The following is a 12,520-nucleotide window of genomic DNA, read 5'->3' as shown; positions in this document are numbered from 1 at the left end:
CGTCTCAGTCGACGCCGGCCAGCTGTTTAGCCTGGCCGAAGACGTCGTCCAACATCCCTGGTGTCAACCGCCCGGTAAAGGTGTTCTGCTGACTGACGTGGTAGCAGCCCAACAGGTCCGGAGCGTCCGTGCCGGACCAGTGTGCCCCATGACCGAACGCCGGTCGCGGGCTGGGCGGGCGCTGCCCGTACACCGCGCGGAGCACCGGCCACCACGCGGCCCAGGCGAACGCGCCCAGCGCGACCACGACCCGCAGCGTGGGCCGGATGAGGGTGACCTCGCGGTGCAGCCAGGGTGCGCAGGTGTCCCGTTCCGCCGGGGTCGGCTTGTTGTCCGGAGGCGCACACCGGACGGCCGAGAAGATCCGCAGGTCCCGCAGTGTGAGCCCGTCGTCGGCGGCGACGCTGGTCGGCTGGTTGGCCAGCCCGGCCCGGTGCAGCGCGGCGAACAGCACGTCACCCGACCGGTCGCCGGTGAAGATCCGGCCGGTGCGGTTGCCACCGTGGGCGGCGGGCGCCAGCCCGAGGATGGCGATCCGCGCGTCACCGGTGCCGAAGCCCGGCACCGGCCGACCCCAGTACTCCTGGTCGCGGAAGGCGGCCCGCCGGGTGCGGGCCACCTCCTCCCGCCACTGGACCAGCCGTGGGCAGGCGAAACAGTCGCTGACCGCCGCGTCGAGGTCGGCCAGGTCGGTCGCCCGCGCTGCGCGGGCGACCACCTGTTCCGGGGTACGCGTCTCAGCCAAGCTTGGCCCGGAAGAGTTCCAGGGTGCGGGCCCAGGCGCTGGCGGCGGCGCGCTGGTCGAACGCCTCCGGCCGGTCGTCGTTGAAGAAGGCGTGCGAGGTGCCCGGGTAGTCGTAGAGGTGGCAGTCGCCGCCGGCCTCTTCGATGGCCCGACGGGCGGTCTGTACGCCCTCGTTGGCCGAGGTGCCGTCCTCTTCGGAGCAGTGGATGACCGCTGCCTTGCCGGCGTAGTCGGCCCAGTCAGGGCGCATCGACTCCCAGGGGAGCACGGGATAGAAACCGGCGGTGGCGACGATCCGCTCGGAGATGGTGGCCGACCAGAGGGCCAGGCTGCCACCGGCGCAGAAGCCCACGGCACCGACCTTGCCAGTGACCTCGGGCCGCCCGGCGAGATAGTCGGCCGCTCCGGCGATGTCCTTCGCCGCCTCGTCCATCCGCATCGCCAGCAGGAGGCGCTGCGCCTCGTCCGGCTCGCTTGTCGTCTCACCGTGGTAGAAGTCCGGGGCGAGGGCGACGAAACCGGCCTCGGCGAACCGGTCCGCCACCGACCGGATGTGCGGAACGAGACCCCACCATTCCTGAATGACGATGACGGCCGGGCTGGCCGTGCCGCTGGCGGGTATCGCGAGATACCCCTCGCTCGTGCCCCCGTTGCTGCGGTAGCTCACCATCTCGCCCATGGGCCGTCCTCCTAGCGGTCAGTCATCGTTGGCTGGTCGCCCAGTGGTCCTACGTGCCGGTAGCCTGCCACGCCGCGCGGCCGTCTGGAAGACGCCGGAACAGTGGCATTCACCTCCCGTTCGCCGCCCGGTGACTCCGGGTACGCCGACGGCGGCGGGGTACACCCCCGCCGCCGTCGATGTCGTACTACCGCTCCGGTCAGGCCTTCTTGGTCAGGCAGAGCACGTAGCCCGTCTTGCCCGGCTCGATGCTGGAGAAGATGTACCCCTCCTGGCCCTCAGTGAAGAACTGGGTGCAGGTGGTCTCGGCCTTGGCCTGAGCCTCGCTCTGGCCGTCCACCCGACCGACCACGTTGTACGCCGCGTCGGTGGAGGTGCACTCGACGACCTTGGCGCCGTCGACCTCTTCCTGCTCGGTGCCGGTGACCTCGGGCAGTTCGGCGATGCAGTCGCCGGCCTTGGCGTCGGCGGTCTCGTCCTTGTTGAAGTAGTTGCCGATCGCCGAGGCGACGCCGAACTTCAGGCCGGCGACGACGACGATGGCGAGGATCGCACCGACGATGCCGAGGGTCTTCTTTGCACCGGACTTCTCCGCCTTCGGCTCGGCCGCCGGCTGCGCTTCGGCGACCGGCTGCGGCTCGGCCTGCTGCTGCGGCGCGGCAGGCTGCGGCGTCTCAGCGGCCGACTCCGGCTTGGTCTGCTGCGGCGCGGCCGCTTGCGGCGTCTCGACGGCCGGCTCAGGGGTTGCGGCGTCGGGCGCGGGGGGCGGTGCGACCTGCTCTGACACGGGGGTTCCTTCCGAGGGGTTGATGAGCAGACGACACCGTAACGATCATTGATTTTCGGTGCCGTCCCGCTCGCCTCATCCGTTCAGCCATTTCCCAGCTTCACCCACATGATCCAATTCACATCCCGGCTCAGCGCGTCGGGGTGGGAGGTGGCGTTTCGCTCGGCGGCAGGCCGGTGGCCGTACCGGTCGGCCCGGGTGTGCCGCTCGGGCTGGCCGTTCCGCTCGGGTCCGGCGTGCTGGTCGGGTCCGGCGTGCTGGTTTGCGACGCGGGTGGCAGGGGCGCGCCCGGCGCGCGGGGCACGAAGGGCGCCTGCTCCGGGCAGTACGGGTACGCCCGCAGGTTCGGCTTGTCATAGACCTCTTCCGAGCAGTCCGGGTAGCCGAGCCGGATCGGGTTGCCGTTCTGGTCGAAGAGCCGAGCGTTCTCCACCAGGCGACCCTCGCTGTCGTAGACGAAGACGTCCCGGACCCGGTCGTACGGGCTGTTGACCGAGGTCTGGTCGTAGCCGTAGTCGCCGTAGCGCATCCGGTCCTCGGCCTGCATCAGCGCGGCGAACGCGAAGACCACAAGCACCGCGCTGCCGACCTGCACGGCCGAGCGCGGCCAGCGGGTCAACCGCCCGGAGCGGCGGCCGATCCAGATGGAGGCGAGCACGAAGCCGACCAGCATGATCATGCCGGCGAGCAACTCACCACCGAACCTCGGCAGCAGCCCGAAGCTGCCGCCCGTGCTGATCACCGTGACCAGCATCGCCGCCAGGTAGCCCCGCAGCACCCACCAGCCGGGGCGCAGCAACTGGAGGAAGTCGCTGGCCGTCGCGTACCCCAGGGGTGGGCCGAGACGGGTGTCCAGGGTGCTCAGCCGGCCGCGGAACCGGGCCATCGCGGTGGCCACCCGCTGGTCGAGATTGCGCCCGCTGCCCGGCGCGGCACCGGCGGCGGCGCGCAGCTCGGCGGCGTACGTCTCGGGCTCGCCCAACCGCTCGACCAGGGTGCCCTCGGCCTCGGCGGCGACCTCGGCGAGGTGGTCGGCGAGATCCTCGGTCAGCTCGTCGCGTTGCCCGGGCGGCAGGTCGGCCAGAGCGGCCCGGACCCGCGCCACATAGTCGGTGATCTCCTGCTCCGCGACGGTCATGCCGCCATCCCCCGATCGTCGAGCAGACTGTCCATGGTGGTGGCGAACGAACGCCACAGCTTGCCGGAGCGCGTCAGTTGGTCACGCCCCGCGGCGTTGAGTGAGTAGTACTTGCGGTGCGGCCCGGATTCGCTCGGCACGACGTAGGTGGTGAGCAGGCCGGCGGCGAAGAGGCGGCGCAGCGTCCCGTAGACCGAGGCGTCACCGACCTCCTCCAGGCCGGCCTCGCGAAGCCGGCGCAGGATGTCGTACCCGTAACCGTCCTCCTCTCGGAGCACGGCCAGGACGGCCAGATCAAGCACGCCCTTCAACAACTGTGTGGTGTCCACGCATTGCACACTAGTGCGTAATGCGAAGTAGCGTCAACGAAACCGCCCCGACGCGCCGGCCCCGCGGGGTGCGCGGGGTGCGCGGGGTGCGCGCTCTCACCGGGCGATGATCGACTCGGTTTTCAGGAAGTCGGGGCATCCACGCTGCCCGGACACCGCGACTTCAATGAAGGCGAGTTGATCAAGCCCGCTAGCGCGCGGCGGCTGGCTGGAGGCTCCAGGCGATGCCGTCGAGGATGTCGTGCTCCGAGGCGACCACCGACGGCATCCCGGCCCGCTCCATGATCACGCGAAGCACCAGCGCGCCGGCGCCGATCACGTCGGCCCGGCCCGGGTGCATCACCGGGTTCGCCAACCGCTGCGCACGGGTCTGACCCAGCAGCTCCGCGGTCACCCGGGCGACCTCCTCGTACGACACCCGGGCGTGGTGGATGCGCTTCGGGTCGTACTCCCGCAGGCCCTTAGCGAGGGCGACCACTGTGGTGACCGACCCGGCCAGGCCGACCAGGGTGGCCGCCTCGCGACCGGGCACCACGGCGAGCGCCCGGTCCACGACGGCCGCGATGTCGGCCTGCGCCGCCGCGACCTGCTCGGGCGTCGGCGGGTCGCCGGGCAGGTGCCGCTCGGTCATCCGGACGCAGCCGATGTCCACCGAGATCGCCGCACGCACCCCGTCAGCCCGGCCGCCGACCACGAACTCGGTGGAACCGCCACCGATGTCGACGACCAGGAACGGTTCCTTCGCGTCGGCGGGCAACCCGCGCACCGCGCCGGTGAACGACAGCCGGGCCTCCTCGTCGCCGCTGACCACCTCGGGCTCGACACCGAGGGTGGCCCGCACCATCTCGGTGAAGTCGGCCGCGTTGGCGGCATCGCGGGAGGCCGAGGTGGCACACATCCGCACCCGCTGCGCACCCAGCTTTTCGATGTCGGCGGCGTACGACGCCAACGCCACCCGGGTCCGCTCGATCGCCTCCGGCGCCAGCCGGCCGGTGCGGTCCACACCCTGCCCCAGTCGGACGATCTCCATCCGCCGGATCAGGTCGACCAGCGGCGCCTGCGGCCCGGCCGACGCGTCGGGCAGGTCGGCGACCAGCAGTCGGATCGAGTTGGTCCCGCAGTCGATGGCCGCCACACGCGTCGTCACGGCAGCAACCCTACGGCAGGACGGGCGGCCACCCGGTGGCTCGGCCGCAGCTACCCGCCGCGCGCGCCTTCAAGGTGAGACCAACCCCCGCAAGGCTGATCACAGGCGCAGCAGCATCCGGGTGTTGCCCAGCGTGTTCGGCTTGACCCGCTCCAGGTCCAGGAACTGGGCGACACCCTCGTCGTACGAGCGCAGCAGCTGCTCGTAGACCGGCTGCGGCACCGGAGCGCCGTCGATCTCCCGGAAGCCGAACGAGCCGAAGAACCGGGTCTCGAAGGTGAGTGCGAAGATCCGCGCCACGCCCAGCTCCCGGGCCGCGTCGATCAGCTCACCGACCAGCCGGTGACCGATGCGCCGGCCCCGGCAGGACGGGTCCACCGCCACCGTGCGGATCTCGGCCAGGTCCTCCCACATGACGTGCAGTGCTCCGCAGCCCACCACCATGTCGTCCTCGGCCCGGACCGCGACCCGGAACTCCTGCACGTCCTCGAAGAGGGTGACGGTGGCCTTGTTGAGCAGCCGCCGGTCGTCGGTGTAGGTGTCGACGAGTCGTCGGATGCCCCGCACATCCCCGGTGCGGGCCCGCCGGACGAGGATCTGGCTCTCGGGTGCCTCGGACCCGGCCTGCCTGCTCATTCGCCCGCCGGCACGTCCACGCACGGCCCCGCCGACCACCAGGGCTCGACCAGTTCCAACGTCTCGTCGCCGAACGGGTTCACCCCGGGGCCGGCGCCCAGCGCGTGGCCCAGGTGCACGTGCAGGCACTTCACCCGGCCCGGCATCCCGCCGGCCGAGATGCCGGCGATCTCCGGCACCTCGCCGATCGCCTCCCGGCGGGTGATGTAGTCCTCGTGCGCGGCACGGTAGTGGGCCGCCAACTCGGGGTCCGTGGTCAGCCGGTCCGCCATCTCCTTCATCAGCCCCGCCGACTCCAGTCGGCTGCACGCCGCGGTGGCCCGGGGGCAGGTCAGGTAGTAGAGCGTCGGGAACGGGGTGCCATCGGCGAGGCGGGGGGTCGTCTCCACCACGTCCGGAAGGCCGCACGGGCAACGGTGGGCGACCGCCCGGGTGCCCCGGGGCGTCCGGCCGAGCTGCGCGGCCACTGCGGCCAGGTCGGCCTCGGTGGCCGGCTCGCGCTGCGGCAGGGGAACGGAATCCGCCGCCGGCTCCGACGGTGGTACGACAGTCACGGTGCCCATCTCTCCTGGTGCAGTGGTCGGTGGCTCACTTGCCCGGCTGCTGGCTGTCCGCCGCCTGCACGCTCGACCAGAGCGTGTCGTACCAGGTCGTCGGCCCGGCCGGCGCCTCCGAACCGGCCGACTTCCCGGCGTCGCGGGCGGCGCCCTCCGGGTCGTGCAGCACCACCATCATCTTCTCGCCCGGCCGGCCCATGAAGAACCGTTCCCGAGCCTGCGTCTTGATGTACTCGGGGTCTTTCCAGTTGGCGGCCTCGGCGGCGAGCTTGGCGATCTCCGCCTCCTGCGCCGCCTGGGCGGCCTCCATCCGCTCGATGTCGGCCTGCTGGTCCAGGTAGACCCGGACCGGGTAGGTGTAGGCCAGCGCGAGCGCGATCAGGACCGCGACCAGCACGGTGGCCCGACCGGTGAAGCGACGGGGGTGGGGTGCGGCGAGCCGCTTCACGGCACCACCGGCGGCGGTACGCCGAGCGGCGGCCGGACGATTCGCGGAGCGCACGCCCTCGGCGCCCCGGGCAGCACCCGGCGCGCGACCGGCGGCGCGCGGCTCGGCGCGTACACCGGCCTCCCGGACCGATCCCCGCGTGGCGCGCCCGCCGCCCGGCCGACCGGACTGACCCGGCCGGCGGGCGGGACGCTGACCACCCGGTGTGCGGCGCTGCTGCATCGTCACACCCCTCCCCCGAGGCTTCGTGCGTTACAGGGTTTGTCGGGAAGCCCCGCGGCGGGGCTTCCCGGCAGCGTCTCAGGCCGAACGGTAGCGCGGGAACGCGCCAGCGCCGGCGTAGCGCGCCGCGTCGGCCAGCTCCTCCTCGATCCGGAGCAGCTGGTTGTACTTGGCGACGCGGTCCGAGCGGGCCGGCGCGCCGGTCTTGATCTGGCCGCAGCCGGTGGCCACCGCCAGGTCGGCGATGGTGGTGTCCTCAGTCTCGCCGGAGCGGTGGCTCATCATGCACTTGAAGCCGGCCCGGTGGGCCAGGTCCACCGCGTCCAGGGTCTCGGTCAGCGAGCCGATCTGGTTGACCTTGACGAGGACCGCGTTCGCCGCCTTCTCCGCGATTCCGCGGGCGATGCGCTGCGGGTTGGTCACGAACAGGTCGTCACCGACGATCTGCACCCGGTCGCCGATCGAGGCGGTCAGCGTCTGCCAACCGCTCCAGTCGTCCTCGGCCAGCGGGTCCTCGATCGACACGATCGGGTACGCGTCGGCCAGCTTGGTGTAGTAGGTGCTCATCTCCTCGGCGGACTTCGCGGTGCCCTCGAAGGTGTAGGTGCCGTTGTCGAAGAACTCCGTCGCGGCCACGTCGAGCGCGAACACGATGTCGGTGCCGAGCCGGTAACCAGCCTTCTCGACCGCCTCGGCGATCAGGTCCAGGGCCGCCGCGTTGGTCGGCAGGTTCGGCGCGAAGCCACCCTCGTCGCCCAGCCCGGTGGAGAGGCCCTTCTTCTTCAGCACCGACTTCAGCGCGTGGTAGACCTCCGCGCCCGAGCGCAGCGCCTCACGGAAGGTGGGCGCGCCGATCGGCGCGATCATGAATTCCTGGATGTCGACGTTCGAGTCGGCGTGCGCGCCACCGTTGAGGATGTTCATCATCGGCACGGGCAGGAGGTGCGCGTTCGGGCCGCCCAGGTAGCGGAACAGGCTCAGCTCGGCGCTGCCGGCAGCGGCCTTCGCCACCGCCAGGGAGACCCCGAGGATGGCGTTCGCGCCCAGCTCCGACTTGCTGTCGGTGCCGTCGATGTCGAGCATCTTCTGGTCGATCAGCCGCTGCTCGCTGGCCTCGTACCCGATGATCTGGTCGACGATCTTGTCTTCGACGTTGGAGACCGCCTTCTCCACGCCCTTGCCCTGGTAGCGGTCGGCGTCACCGTCGCGCAGCTCGATCGCCTCGAAGGCACCGGTGGAGGCGCCGGAGGGCACGGCGGCACGGGCTACCGTGCCGTCGTCCAGACCGACCTCGACCTCGACCGTCGGGTTGCCCCGCGAGTCGAGAATCTCCCGGGCGACGATTCCCTCGATGGTTGCCACTGAGTCGCTCCTCGTTGTTGTTATCCGGTCCGTGGGTGGGCCGCGACGGTGCGGCTGAGGCAGGTGTTGAACGCAGCGTATCGGGCGGCGCGAACGGGCACGGCGTCGCCCGCGCACCCGGGTCGCCCCGCACTGACGGACATTCCCGGATTTCCGGGCGTCAACCGGCAACGGGTTTGCGCTGCGCGGACCAGATCCACCAGGCTGGTCGCCATGCCCGCCGCCTCGACCACCCTCCGCATGCTCGCCGTGTCGGTCATCGCGTCGCTCACGGTCACCGGCTGTCAGACATTCGAGGACGCCGGAGTCGCCATGGGCCGCTCGGAACTCGTCAACGACCTCGCCGCCCGGCTCGACCGCGCACTGGAGTTGACCTACTCGGCCGACTACCAACTGCCCGGCGGCCAGCGCGCCTCGATCGTGCAGGCACAGGACCCGGCCCGATCCACGTACACCTACCCCGGCGGCCAACTCACCGTCACCCCGGAGGCCATCACCCGGTGCACGACTGCCGGCGCCCGCCCGGAGTGCACGCTGATCGCCCCGCCCACCCCGGGCAGTAAGCCCACTGTGACGCTGTTCGGCGAGGCCAACAGGCAGGGCCTCGTCACGCCGCCGGTGGTGGTCGGGCTGCTCACCGCCGCCGCGCTCGACCCGCAGGCGGTCATCAAGCAGAGTGACACCACCGTCGCCGGGCACCACGCCGCCTGCGTGGCGGTGGAAAGCTCGTCCGGCGACTTCACCACCTGCGTCACCACCGAGGGCGTGCTCGGCAGCTTCACCGGCCCGGTCGACGGCAAGCCGATGGAGCTGGCACTGAGCGACTACTCCACCACTGTCGACGAGAACGCGTTCGACCCGCCCGCCGGCGCCGGCGTCATCGACCGCCGCCCCGGCGGCTCGTGACCGGCGGCGGTCTTTCTCAGAGACCGAGCAGGGTACGCAGGTGGCGCGGGGGTGGGCAGTCGTGGGCGAGCATCGCGTCGTGCCAGTCGCGGACCGACACCCCGTCCGGGCGGGCGGCGGCGATCTCGGCCATCTCGCTGTACCCGACGAAGTAGGTGGAGAGCTGGGTGGAGGTGAGCTGTGCGCGCCGCCACTTGCCGGCCGCCTCGCCCTCCTCCTGGAAGCCGCGCCCGGTCATCAACGCCATCGCCTCGGCCTCGGGCAGGTCCTCGGCGTGCACCAACTGGTCGAGCAGCGCGTTGATGGTCATCCGTAGCTGCATCTTGAGCTGCTGCAACCGCACCGGCAGACCGCCGAAGCCGAGCCCCGACATCACCTCCTCCGCGTAGACCGCCCAGCCCTCGATGAACGGGCCGGACTCGGCCAACGCGCGGACCCGGGTGCCTCCGACATAGCGGCGGGCGTGGGCGAGCTGGAGGAAGTGCCCCGGCATCGCCTCGTGCACGGTCAGGTTGCGGATCATGTGGTCGTTGTATTCGCGGTAGAACGACTCGACCCGCTGCGCCGGCCAGTCCGACGGGGTGGGCGCGATGCAGTAGAAGGTCGGAACGGCGGCGGTCTCCAGCGGGCCGGGCGCGTCGCAGTACGCCACCGCGACCCCCCGGGCGAACTCCGGCATCTCCTGGATCACGCACCGGTCGTCGACCAGGGTGACCAGGTCGTGTGCGCGGACGAAGTCGGTCGCCTCGTCCACTGTCACCGCGGCCAGCTCGACGATCGTCGCGTCGTTCGGGTGCTCGGCGGCGAGCAGGTCCAGCGCTCGGCGTACCGACGCGTCGTCGGCCGGGCCGCCGACCAGCTCGACGGCCGCCTCGCGGATCTCCGCGGTGACCCGGTCCAGGTTGGCCCAGGCACGTCGCTGGATCTCGGCGGCGCCCAACTCGGTGTCCAGGGTGTGCCAGAGCCGGGCCTCCCACCGGCGCCGGCCCAGTCGCGGGTCACGGCCGGGGCCGGCATCGGCGGCCAGACCGGTCCGCAACCAGGCGACGAACTCGTCCAGCGCGGCGATCGCGGCGGTGGCCGCCGGCTCGACCCGGTCCAGGTGGCTCGGCGCCTGCGCGAGCAGCGCCGGCAGCTCGTCGCGGATCAGCGCGGCCGTGCCGGTGAACTGCCCGACCGCCGTCTCCGCGTGGATCCGCGGCATGTCCCGCAGCGTCGCGCGAGCGGTGGCGAGGGCGTCCGGTACGGCGGCGAGCCTGCCAGCCAGTTGGGTCAGCCGCACCTCTGCGGGGGCGTACGGTCGGACCAACAGCGGGTGCAGGAGCGGGCCGGGGTTGTGCCGCAGCGGATCCCACTCGTGCGACCGGATCTCGGTCAGCTCGAACAGCTCCCGATCGACGAACGAGGTGAGCAGCGCGTGGTCTACCTGCTCGTCGACGTCGAGCGAGTCCGGGTCCAGTTCGGACAGCGCGTTGGCCGCGTCGGAGAGCATCGCCCGATCGGCGGTCAGCGCGTCCGCGGACAGGTCCGGTAGCCGGTCGTCGAACCGGTGATCGCCGGCAGCGGTGGCCACCCCCGGCCGCGACTCCAACAGCGCCTCGACAACCCGCTCAGCCAGCACCCCAAACGCTTCCACCGACCCACCCTACCCACCGCCCCACCCTGGGCGACCGGTTCCGCCCGTTGCGTCGATCATGAAGTTATTGCCGTCCGCCTCGGCGTGTCGGGGCAATAACTTCATGATCAACGTGGGTCTGGGGGTCCGGGTTCGGCGGCGCGGATGGATTGGGCGTAGGCCAGGGTGGTGCGGCGGAGGGCGGCCTCGGGGTCGATGCCCGCCTCGCGGGCTGCGGCAACCGCTGCCAACAGGCTCGCGCCCAGTTTCGCTTCGGCGTCCGGCTGGGCGTCGGGCAGTGGACGTGGGACCTCGATGCCCCTGCGCGCGGCGCGGTCCAGGATCTGCGCGGCCAGGGCCAGCGCGGGCTGGCTCACTGCCACCCCGTCCAGCACCGAATTCCGCGCCTTCTCGGCGCGCTTGATCCGCTCCCAGTTCTCGGTGATCTCTTCCAGGGTGCCCGCCTCGGCACCGGCGAAGACGTGCGGATTGCGGCGGATCATCTTGTCGACCAGGCCACCGGCCACGTCGTCGATGGTCCACCGGTCTTCCTCGGGCAACTCCTCGGCGAGCCGCGCGTGCAGCACCACCTGCAACAACACGTCGCCCAACTCCTCGCGCAGCGCGTCGGTGTCGTCGGCGATGATGGCGTCGTACGCCTCGTAGCTCTCCTCCAGCAGATAACCGGCGAGACTGCGGTGCGTCTGCGCCCGCTTCCACGGGTCGCCACCCGGCGAGGCCAGCCGATCCAGCACGGCCACCGCGTCGAGCAGCCGGGCGCCCGGCGGGTCCCACGAGCCGTACATCAGCTCCATCTCGGCCAGCCCCGGCTGCCGGGCCAGCCGCAGACCCAACTCCCGGGCCAGCGCCTCGTCACCCGCTGGGCCGGCCAGCCACACCACAGTGCCGTGCGCCGCCACCGCGTCCAGCAGCGGCTGCGTCGCCGGGCCGTCCACCACCGTGACCTCGGCGCCCGCCTGGCGCACGGCCGTGACCAACTCGCTGTCCGCGCCGGTCAGAACCGGGTGCTGGCGTACGACGTCCCAGGCCGCCGAGGTCATCAGGCCGGCCGGCAACCGGGGTGAGGTGACCAGGAGGACGATCCGTGCCGACATGCTCAGCTGGCCGTGCCCTGATCCGGTGCAGGTCCCTCGGCACTCGGCGCGTCACTCGACGGCAGCGGCTCCGGGGTGGAGATGTCGGTGACCGGGCCGGCCTCGTTGATGTACGGCAGTGAGTAGAAGACCAGCGACTGGCCGGTGCTCACCACCGACGGCACGCCGACCGCCCGGTAGCGCGGGTTGATCGAGACGTCGAGCCGGCTCGCCTCGTCCTCCAGTGCGGTGCTGAGAGCGGTGGCGCTGCGGACGAACCCGCCGTCGCCGAACGCCTGACGGACGTCGGCCACGGACATGCCGCCCTTGATCGCCCCGGTCTTCGTCAGCGCGTCGTAGACGGCCATCAGCGAATCGTCGCTCAGCTCGGCCGGCGGGAGCTGCTGGTTGAGCACCTGGAGCAGGTCGATCCACTCACCCCAGAGCTTGGCGTACTCGGTGGTCGCCGGCACCCGCAGATTCTGCTCGAGCTGCTGCGGGGTGACCTCGTCGGGCACCTGGATGTTCTTCGCCGCGGCCACCCGCTTGCCGAGATCCAAGCTGACCAGCAGGTTGACCACGTCCTGACGGGTCACCGCGGCGCGCAACTGCTCCGGCGACGGCGTCGCGCCCGCCTGGCCGGCCTCCCGCCGGACCGCCTCGCCGTACTTCGCCTGCGCGTCGTCGTAGATCGCGTCGACCCGGTCCACCGAGTAGGTGGTGTCACCGACATACGCGGCGACGTTCGGTGCGGACTTGCCGCAGGCAGCGAGGGAGAGGACACCCAGGGCCGCGACGCTGGCGGCGGCGATCACACGGCGAGCACGCATACCCGTCACTCTCTCATGCCCTCTC

Annotated in this window: 14 protein-coding genes; 1 reads left to right on the top strand and 13 read right to left on the bottom strand. The window is 71.6% G+C overall.

Features of this window, described 5'->3' with window-relative positions:
- Window positions 1-4 precede the first annotated feature (4 nt).
- From ABZU52_RS02095 to eno, 10 genes are all read right to left on the bottom strand, one after another.
- Window positions 5-718, bottom strand: a complete 714-nt coding sequence (locus ABZU52_RS02095) for a uracil-DNA glycosylase (RefSeq protein ID WP_354969253.1) — start codon at window positions 716-718, stop codon at window positions 5-7.
- A 19-nt stretch (window positions 719-737) separates the two neighbouring features.
- A complete protein-coding gene (locus ABZU52_RS02090) occupies window positions 738-1,424 on the bottom strand; it encodes a dienelactone hydrolase family protein (protein WP_112621668.1) in 687 nt (228 codons plus the stop codon).
- A 199-nt stretch (window positions 1,425-1,623) separates the two neighbouring features.
- Window positions 1,624-2,211, bottom strand: coding sequence for a hypothetical protein (locus ABZU52_RS02085; protein ID WP_354969252.1), 588 nt, complete (start codon window positions 2,209-2,211; stop codon window positions 1,624-1,626).
- 130 nt (window positions 2,212-2,341) lie between these two features.
- Entirely contained in the window at window positions 2,342-3,349 is a 1,008-nt protein-coding gene (locus ABZU52_RS02080) for a hypothetical protein (RefSeq protein WP_354969251.1), read from the bottom strand.
- Window positions 3,346-3,678 (bottom strand): PadR family transcriptional regulator, encoded by a 333-nt coding sequence (locus ABZU52_RS02075; RefSeq protein ID WP_074316865.1) that lies wholly within the window; start codon window positions 3,676-3,678, stop codon window positions 3,346-3,348. The genes ABZU52_RS02080 and ABZU52_RS02075 overlap by 4 nt, the downstream gene beginning before the upstream one ends.
- A gap of 190 nt (window positions 3,679-3,868) precedes the next feature.
- Window positions 3,869-4,813, bottom strand: a complete 945-nt coding sequence (locus ABZU52_RS02070; RefSeq protein WP_354969376.1) for a Ppx/GppA phosphatase family protein — start codon at window positions 4,811-4,813, stop codon at window positions 3,869-3,871.
- Between the two features lie 111 nt (window positions 4,814-4,924).
- On the bottom strand, window positions 4,925-5,461 hold the full coding sequence (locus ABZU52_RS02065) for an amino-acid N-acetyltransferase (protein ID WP_354969250.1): 537 nt from the start codon (window positions 5,459-5,461) through the stop codon (window positions 4,925-4,927).
- Entirely contained in the window at window positions 5,458-6,015 is a 558-nt protein-coding gene (locus tag ABZU52_RS02060; protein ID WP_354969249.1) for a DUF501 domain-containing protein, read from the bottom strand. Before ABZU52_RS02060 ends, ABZU52_RS02065 begins: the two co-directional genes overlap by 4 nt.
- Before the next feature lie 34 nt (window positions 6,016-6,049).
- Window positions 6,050-6,688: a septum formation initiator family protein gene (locus tag ABZU52_RS02055; RefSeq protein ID WP_354969248.1), complete on the bottom strand. Its 639-nt coding sequence runs from the start codon at window positions 6,686-6,688 to the stop codon at window positions 6,050-6,052.
- A gap of 78 nt (window positions 6,689-6,766) precedes the next feature.
- A complete protein-coding gene (gene eno, locus ABZU52_RS02050; protein ID WP_354969247.1) occupies window positions 6,767-8,050 on the bottom strand; it encodes a phosphopyruvate hydratase in 1,284 nt (427 codons plus the stop codon).
- Between the two features lie 213 nt (window positions 8,051-8,263).
- On the opposite strand from eno, the gene ABZU52_RS02045 reads away from it, so the two are divergent.
- On the top strand, window positions 8,264-8,956 hold the full coding sequence (locus ABZU52_RS02045) for a hypothetical protein (protein WP_354969246.1): 693 nt from the start codon (window positions 8,264-8,266) through the stop codon (window positions 8,954-8,956).
- Between the two features lie 16 nt (window positions 8,957-8,972).
- Here ABZU52_RS02045 and ABZU52_RS02040 read toward each other — a convergent pair whose 3' ends face one another.
- The 3 genes from ABZU52_RS02040 to ABZU52_RS02030 all read right to left on the bottom strand — a co-directional run bounded on the left by ABZU52_RS02040 (window position 8,973) and on the right by ABZU52_RS02030 (window position 12,495).
- Window positions 8,973-10,592, bottom strand: coding sequence for a DUF885 domain-containing protein (locus ABZU52_RS02040; RefSeq protein ID WP_354969245.1), 1,620 nt, complete (start codon window positions 10,590-10,592; stop codon window positions 8,973-8,975).
- Between the two features lie 107 nt (window positions 10,593-10,699).
- Complete coding sequence (locus ABZU52_RS02035) at window positions 10,700-11,686, bottom strand: nucleoside triphosphate pyrophosphohydrolase (RefSeq protein WP_354969244.1); 987 nt, start codon at window positions 11,684-11,686, stop codon at window positions 10,700-10,702.
- 2 nt (window positions 11,687-11,688) lie between these two features.
- Entirely contained in the window at window positions 11,689-12,495 is an 807-nt protein-coding gene (locus ABZU52_RS02030; RefSeq protein WP_354969243.1) for a hypothetical protein, read from the bottom strand.
- Window positions 12,496-12,520 lie beyond the last annotated feature (25 nt).

This window comes from Micromonospora sp. NPDC005220 (genome assembly GCF_040607895.1).
Classification (GTDB): Bacteria; Actinomycetota; Actinomycetes; order Mycobacteriales; family Micromonosporaceae; genus Micromonospora.
The sequence above is the reverse complement of the archived record's forward strand: the minus strand, read 5'-3'. Positions and strand labels throughout refer to the sequence as shown.

Bases quoted from the DNA above. Each gene is read 5' to 3' on its own strand.
- ABZU52_RS02090 (WP_112621668.1), bottom strand. From the start codon at position 1,424: ATGGGCGAGATGGTGAGCTACCGCAGCAACGGGGGCACGAGCGAGGGG.
- ABZU52_RS02080 (WP_354969251.1), bottom strand. From the start codon at position 3,349: ATGACCGTCGCGGAGCAGGAGATCACCGACTATGTGGCGCGGGTCCGG.
- ABZU52_RS02065 (WP_354969250.1), bottom strand. From the start codon at position 5,461: ATGAGCAGGCAGGCCGGGTCCGAGGCACCCGAGAGCCAGATCCTCGTC.
- ABZU52_RS02055 (WP_354969248.1), bottom strand. From the start codon at position 6,688: ATGCAGCAGCGCCGCACACCGGGTGGTCAGCGTCCCGCCCGCCGGCCG.
- ABZU52_RS02045 (WP_354969246.1), top strand. From the start codon at position 8,264: ATGCCCGCCGCCTCGACCACCCTCCGCATGCTCGCCGTGTCGGTCATC.
- ABZU52_RS02035 (WP_354969244.1), bottom strand. From the start codon at position 11,686: ATGTCGGCACGGATCGTCCTCCTGGTCACCTCACCCCGGTTGCCGGCC.
- ABZU52_RS02030 (WP_354969243.1), bottom strand. From the start codon at position 12,495: ATGCGTGCTCGCCGTGTGATCGCCGCCGCCAGCGTCGCGGCCCTGGGT.